Annotated in this window: 7 protein-coding genes; 5 read left to right on the forward strand and 2 right to left on the reverse strand. The window is 39.2% G+C overall.

Annotated elements, in window-relative coordinates; all coding sequences use genetic code 11:
- Positions 1–329 precede the first annotated feature (329 nt).
- Both ACFIL8_RS03045 and ACFIL8_RS03050 read right to left on the reverse strand, forming a co-directional pair.
- Complete coding sequence (locus ACFIL8_RS03045; RefSeq protein ID WP_012754519.1) at positions 330–581, reverse strand: DUF1150 domain-containing protein; 252 nt, start codon at positions 579–581, stop codon at positions 330–332.
- 26 nt (positions 582–607) lie between these two features.
- Positions 608–1,039, reverse strand: coding sequence for an Hsp20 family protein (locus ACFIL8_RS03050; RefSeq protein WP_375612819.1), 432 nt, complete (start codon positions 1,037–1,039; stop codon positions 608–610).
- A gap of 119 nt (positions 1,040–1,158) precedes the next feature.
- Here ACFIL8_RS03050 and nth point away from each other — a divergent pair, with 119 nt between their 5' ends.
- The 5 genes from nth to pheT all read left to right on the forward strand — a co-directional run.
- Entirely contained in the window at positions 1,159–1,899 is a 741-nt protein-coding gene (nth, locus tag ACFIL8_RS03055; RefSeq protein WP_375611411.1) for an endonuclease III, read from the forward strand.
- Between the two features lie 155 nt (positions 1,900–2,054).
- Positions 2,055–2,258: a 50S ribosomal protein L35 gene (gene rpmI / locus ACFIL8_RS03060; RefSeq protein ID WP_183193590.1), complete on the forward strand. Its 204-nt coding sequence runs from the start codon at positions 2,055–2,057 to the stop codon at positions 2,256–2,258.
- Between the two features lie 33 nt (positions 2,259–2,291).
- On the forward strand, positions 2,292–2,693 hold the full coding sequence (gene rplT / locus ACFIL8_RS03065; RefSeq protein WP_012754515.1) for a 50S ribosomal protein L20: 402 nt from the start codon (positions 2,292–2,294) through the stop codon (positions 2,691–2,693).
- 94 nt (positions 2,694–2,787) lie between these two features.
- Entirely contained in the window at positions 2,788–3,870 is a 1,083-nt protein-coding gene (gene pheS, locus ACFIL8_RS03070) for a phenylalanine--tRNA ligase subunit alpha (RefSeq protein ID WP_375612817.1), read from the forward strand.
- Positions 3,871–3,902: 32 nt separating this feature from the next.
- The coding region (gene pheT, locus ACFIL8_RS03075; protein ID WP_375688880.1) for a phenylalanine--tRNA ligase subunit beta at positions 3,903–6,196 on the forward strand (2,294 nt) is incomplete at its 3' end.

The following is a 6,196-nucleotide window of genomic DNA, read 5'->3' on the forward strand; positions in this document are numbered from 1 at the left end:
ACTGACACCATCATACATTTTTTTATCCCCATATCGTGAACGTCCTTGGTAATTGAGACAATTAAAAAGAGATATTTTTATTCCTTTCTTCAAGTGTTTTTATCCACATGGCTCTCCCTGCTTATGACATCAAGCAAGTGACTTTAATTGTTTCAATATAAGAAGATCTCAAATGAGAGAACCTTATGATATTCGGGACTCTCATTCCAGTTGTAAAAAATTAATTATGAATATAAATCAATACTTAATCTAATTATAACTCACATTACACCCTTTACGAAAAAATAGATAGAATTTATAAAGAGTACAGCTTTTTCTCGTAAGGTAATCTAGTGCAGAGTTACAATTTGTAGTTCATGCTCATTGGCTCCAGCAAGGGCGATAGAACGCTCATCGGATAAAATGATAGGATAACCTGTTTCACCAAAGAGAGCCCATATCGTAATGCCTGGGGTCATTGGTGGAAGATCTGGAAAGTTTTTAGCCAGATCATCTGTACAAACTTTTTTTAAATAGGCAATCTGTCCCGCATCAGAGTAGGATGTGTTCTGAAACGACAAGTTTTGTTTGTGTTCTCCCATTTCACTGTTCCTTTACGCCTTAACTTTTATGACTCACCACTACTGACTTTAATTGGAATCTGTTTTATTTCTTTTTTTAATTTTGGTTGATACAGATTAATTGATAAAAGACCATTTTTCAACTCTGCATTTGTAACATGCATCCCTTCCGCGAGAACAAAGGTTCGCTGGAATTGTCGCGCAGCTATACCCCGATATAAATATTGATGATTTTGGTTGTCTGTTTGTTTACCATGAATAACCAATTGATTGTCATCGAGTAAAATATTAAGATGGTTAATCTTAAATCCAGCAACAGCCAAAGTTATCCGGATATGATTTGCATCATCACTTTTATGCAAACGTTCAATATTATAGGCTGGGTAAGCCTCATCAGCTTTACCGATACGTTGCAATATTTTTTCTACGGTTTCAAACCCTAAAAGAAAAGGATTGGAGAAAGGCGTCACATGTGTCATTCATGAGTATCCTCTTTAAAACGGCTTTACTTGACCAACTCTATAAAAGTGTTCGCTGCACTCCTCTCATATGGCGAGCGTGAATGATAACTTCAAGAGAGAAGATTTAAGAGAGTTCAATGCCTCAAAGTAACATAAAATTATCAAAGGTGCGAAATTTATCTAGTATATTGTATAATAAAGATGAAATTGCGGAAATATTTCGCCGTTTTTCTGTGCAACGCCCAACACCTAAGAGTGATCTTAACTACATAAATACTTTTACACTTTTAGTTGCCGTTGTGCTTTCGGCTCAAGCGACAGATGTAAGCGTTAATAAAGCGACAAAAGAATTATTTTGCCTTGCTGATCAACCGGAAAAAATGGTTGCATTAGGGGAAGAAGAAATAGCAAATCATATCCGTTCAATTGGCCTTTGGCGTGCAAAAGCACGTAATGTTTATGCGCTTTGCAACTGTTTAATTGATTATTATGGCGGTCAAGTACCCGATACGCGTGAAGCACTCATGGCCCTTCCTGGAGTGGGGCGCAAAACGGCTAATGTGGTCTTGAATGTTGCTTTTGGTCAGCCTACATTGGCAGTAGATACACATATTTTTCGCTTAAGCAATCGTCTTGGTTTGGCGCCTGGAAAAACACCAGAAATTGTTGAGAAAAAATTATTAAAGATTATACCGGTTCATTATATTCGCCATGCGCATCATTGGCTGATTTTACATGGTCGCTATATTTGTCAAGCCCGTAAACCACAATGTACGCAATGCATTATTGCCGATTTATGTAAAGCAGCCATCAAAACAAATGCAATTCCAGCACCTTTGGTTGAGCTTCACGGCAATGGAGCGCCGATTTTTTTGTAATACGGTCTTGCTATTTTGTGTATACTAGCTTATGAAAACGTCTTTAAGAGCCGCCCGGCAGGGCATGCCGTGGCTGTTTAAATGCTTGTTCAAGCGTTGGTCCGCTTGAGTGAATAAAATGTTTGATTGAATAAATTAATGTACGGAGTAGCAAAATGCCCAAGATGAAGACCAAATCATCCGCTAAAAAGCGGTTTAAAATCACTGCGTCAGGCAAAATTAAAGTAGCAGCTGCCGGTAAGCGCCACGGCATGATTAAGCGTTCGAATAAATTTATTCGCGATGCACGTGGAACAATGGTTTTGTGTGAACAAGATGCTAAAAAAGTCATTCAGCATTATTTGCCGAATGGTATTTAAACCTTACGCTTTTGATTTTGAGGAGATTATAATATGGCTCGTGTGAAAAGAGGTGTGACAGCACACGCTAAGCACAAAAAAGTTCTTAAACAGGCTGAAGGTTTTTACGGTCGTCGTAAAAATACCATTCGTGCAGCTAAAGCAGCGGTTGATCGTTCAAAGCAATACGCTTATCGTGACCGCAAAAATAGGAAACGTACTTTCCGTGCTTTGTGGATTCAGAGAATTAATGCGGCTGTTCGCGCAGAAGGTTTAACTTATGGACGTTTTATTGATGGCTTATCAAAAGCCGGTATTGAGGTTGATCGTAAGGTTCTTTCAGATATAGCAATCCATGAGGCAGAAGCATTTTCTGCTTTAGTTGCTTCGGCAAAAAAAGCTTTAGAATATTTAAAAGATACGACACCTAATGCTTTCGAAGGCGCTGTCAAATAAGCCAGTTGTGTTCTCTTAAAGCATTCATTTATTCGAGGTCCCGTGCTGGCTATTGCGAGTGCGGGTTTTTCTTTATTAAAAAATAGGCAAAAATATGAATGATATTGAGCGTCTGGAACAAGAAATTTGTTTAGCCTTAGAGGCAGCAGGTGATGAACAAGCACTTGAAGAAGTGCGTATTGCAGCATTGGGTAAAAAAGGTAGTATCTCTGAAAAATTAAAAGAATTAGGAAAAATGGATGCTGGCGAGCGCCATAAAGTTGGACCAGTTCTTAATGGATTAAAAAATCGCATTTTAGAATTATGGGCACAAAAGCGTGATCTTCTGAAAAGACAGGCAATGGATGCCCGTCTTTCTCGTGAAACAGTTGATGTTACCTTGCCTGTTCGCTCTTCACCTATAGAACGGGGACGCATTCATCCTATTTCACAAGTGATTGAGGAAATTATTGCCATTTATACAAAGTTGGGTTTTTCTCTTGCAGAGGGACCTGATATTGAAACAGATTATTATAATTTTACAGCATTGAATTTTCCTGAAGGGCATCCAGCGCGTGAAATGCATGATACCTTCTTTTTTGATGTTGATAAAATGGGAGAACGAAAATTATTGCGAACCCATACATCACCCGTACAAATTCGCACACTAGAAAAACAAAAAGCACCGATACGAATCATTATTCCTGGAAAAACTTACCGCATGGATTCGGATGCAACACATTCTCCCATGTTCCATCAGGTCGAGGGTCTTGTCATTGATAAAACCTCCACCATTGCACATATGATGTGGCTGCATGAAACTTTTTGTAAAGCATTTTTTGAAGTTCCCTCTGTAAAAATGCGTTTTCGTCCCTCTTTTTTCCCTTTTACCGAACCATCTATGGAGGTAGATATTCAATGTGATCGTTCTGGTTCAGAAGTAAAGTTCGGAGAAGGGCAGGATTGGTTGGAAATTTTAGGATGCGGAATGGTGCATCCCCAGGTGTTGAAAAATGTTGGTTTAGATCCAGATGAATATCAAGGTTTTGCATGGGGCATGGGCATTGATCGTATTGCCATGTTGAAATACGGTATGCCTGATTTGCGGGCTTTTTTTGATGCTGACCTGCGTTGGTTAGACCATTATGGCTTTCGTTGCTTTGATATGCCTGCTTTTTTTCCTAATAGAAATGTGTGATCTTAGTCATCGCTTTCATGTGAGGTTTTAAAATGAAGTTTACATTGTCCTGGTTAAAAGATCACTTAGAAACAAATGCATCTTTGAATGAAATTTGTGAAAAATTAACCGCTATAGGTCTTGAGGTTGATTACGTTGATGATCGGTCTTCTTTAAAAGGTTTTGTGATTGCAAAAGTTTTAACAGCAATAAAGCATCATGATGCAGATAAACTTCAAATTTTATCAGTCGATACAGGGACTTCCACACCTGTTCAAGTTGTCTGTGGAGCACCAAATGCACGCGCAGGTCTTGTTGGTGTTCTGGCACTACCAGGCACTTATATTCCAGGACTTGATGTAACATTATCTGTAGGAAAAATCCGAGGTGTTGAAAGTTTTGGGATGATGTGTTCACAAGCGGAGCTTGAATTATCAAATGAGCATGATGGGATTATTGAACTTCCAGAAGATGCACCTATTGGAGGTTCATTTGCAGCTTATGCTGGTTTAGATGATCCGGTTATTGATATTGGTTTGACCCCTAATCGTTCCGATTGCACAGGTGTTCGTGGTATTGCACGTGATCTTGCTGCCGCTGGAATGGGAAAATTAAAAGAATTATCCTTGTCAAAATTTGATCCTTCCTTTGAAACACCTCTCGATGTTTCATTAGATTTTTCGCAAGATTCATCATTATGTTTAGGTTTTGCTTGGCGTGAAGTGCGCAATGTTCAAAATGGTGCATCACCACAGTGGATGCAACAGCGTTTGAATGCAATTGGTCTGAGACCGATTAATGCGCTTGTTGATATGACCAATTACATCAGTTTTGACCTTGGTCGTCCGCTCCATGTTTTTGATGCAGATAAAATTAAAGGTAATTTGTGTGTACGTTGCGCGCGTGAAGGAGAGCAGCTTCAAGCACTGAACGGAAAAATCTATCATCTGGGCCCTAAGAATTGTGTCATTGCAGATGACGAGGGGGTTGTTTCGATTGCCGGTATCATGGGCGGTGAAAGAACGAGTTGTGATGAAACAACACATCGCATTATTATTGAATCGGCGCTTTGGGATGCGCGAAGCATTGCACAAACAGGAAGAGCATTAGGTCTTATTAGTGATGCACGTTATCGATTTGAACGAGGTGTTGACCCGGCTTTTATAGAAACAGGACTTGAGATTGCAACAGAATTGGTCTTACGTCTTTGTGGTGGTGAAGTATCTAAAAAGAAGATCGTTGGCTATCAGCAACAAGAAATCAAACAGATCGCTTTTCCTTTTTCTGAAATTAAACGTTTAACAAATTTGGAAATAGAACCTGAAAAAGTCATCTCTATTTTAACAAAACTTGGATTTTTTGTTGAAGGAAAAGGAGAAGTCGTTACGGTAAAAGTACCATCATGGCGCCCTGATATTATGGGTAAAGCCGATTTGGTGGAAGAGGTTATGAGAATTTATGGGTTAGATAAAATTAAACCTATTCCTTTGGAAAACTTTGCAGAAGGAAAAGATCAAATTTTAACATGCGCACAAATTCGTTCACGTGCTACACGTTTGGCTCTAGTGCAACGTGGTATGAAAGAAGCGGTGACATGGTCTTTTATTTCTGAAAATCAAGCTCTTGCTTTTGGAGGAGGTCAAGAAGAGCTTAAATTAGTTAATCCTATTGCTGCTGATATGTCAATGATGCGTCCTTCCCTTTTACCTGGCTTGATTATGGCGGCACAAAGAAATGCTGATCGTGGTTTTTCCGATCTTGCTTTGTTTGAAGTTTCAAGTATTTATGAGGGCGACACCCCTGATAAACAACACCGTGTTGTTAGTGGAATTCGTCGCGGAACAGAGCAATTTAAAGGGGCTGGGCGTTTTTGGAATGGAAATGCAACCGTCGTTGATGTTTTTGATGCCAAAGCAGATGCTTTAGCTATTTTAGAAGCATGCGATATGGATGTTGGGAAAGTGCAGATTGAAGTTGGAGCACCGGATTGGTATCATCCTGGTCGTTCAGGTGTCATAAAACTTGGATCAAAGATTATTCTTGGTTTTTTTGGTGTTTTTCATCCTGCTACATTAGAAAAGTTAGATGTCAGTGGCCCTTTATGCGGCTTTGAAATTTTTCTAGATCGAATTCCAGAATCAAAGAAAAAAACGACCAAAAGCCGTCCTCCTTTGAAACTCTCACCTTTTCAAATGGTGCGGCGTGATTTTGCCTTTATAGCGGATAAAACTGTTGCCTCTTCTCTTATTATTCGGGCGGCAAGTGGAGCCGATAAAAAACTTATTCATTCAGTGCAGGTTTTTGATATTTTTGAAGATTTAAGCTTTGGTGAAGATAAAAAATCTGT

This window comes from Bartonella sp. AP57NXGY, assembly GCF_042195805.1.
In the GTDB taxonomy this organism is placed as follows: Bacteria; Pseudomonadota; Alphaproteobacteria; order Rhizobiales; family Rhizobiaceae; genus Bartonella.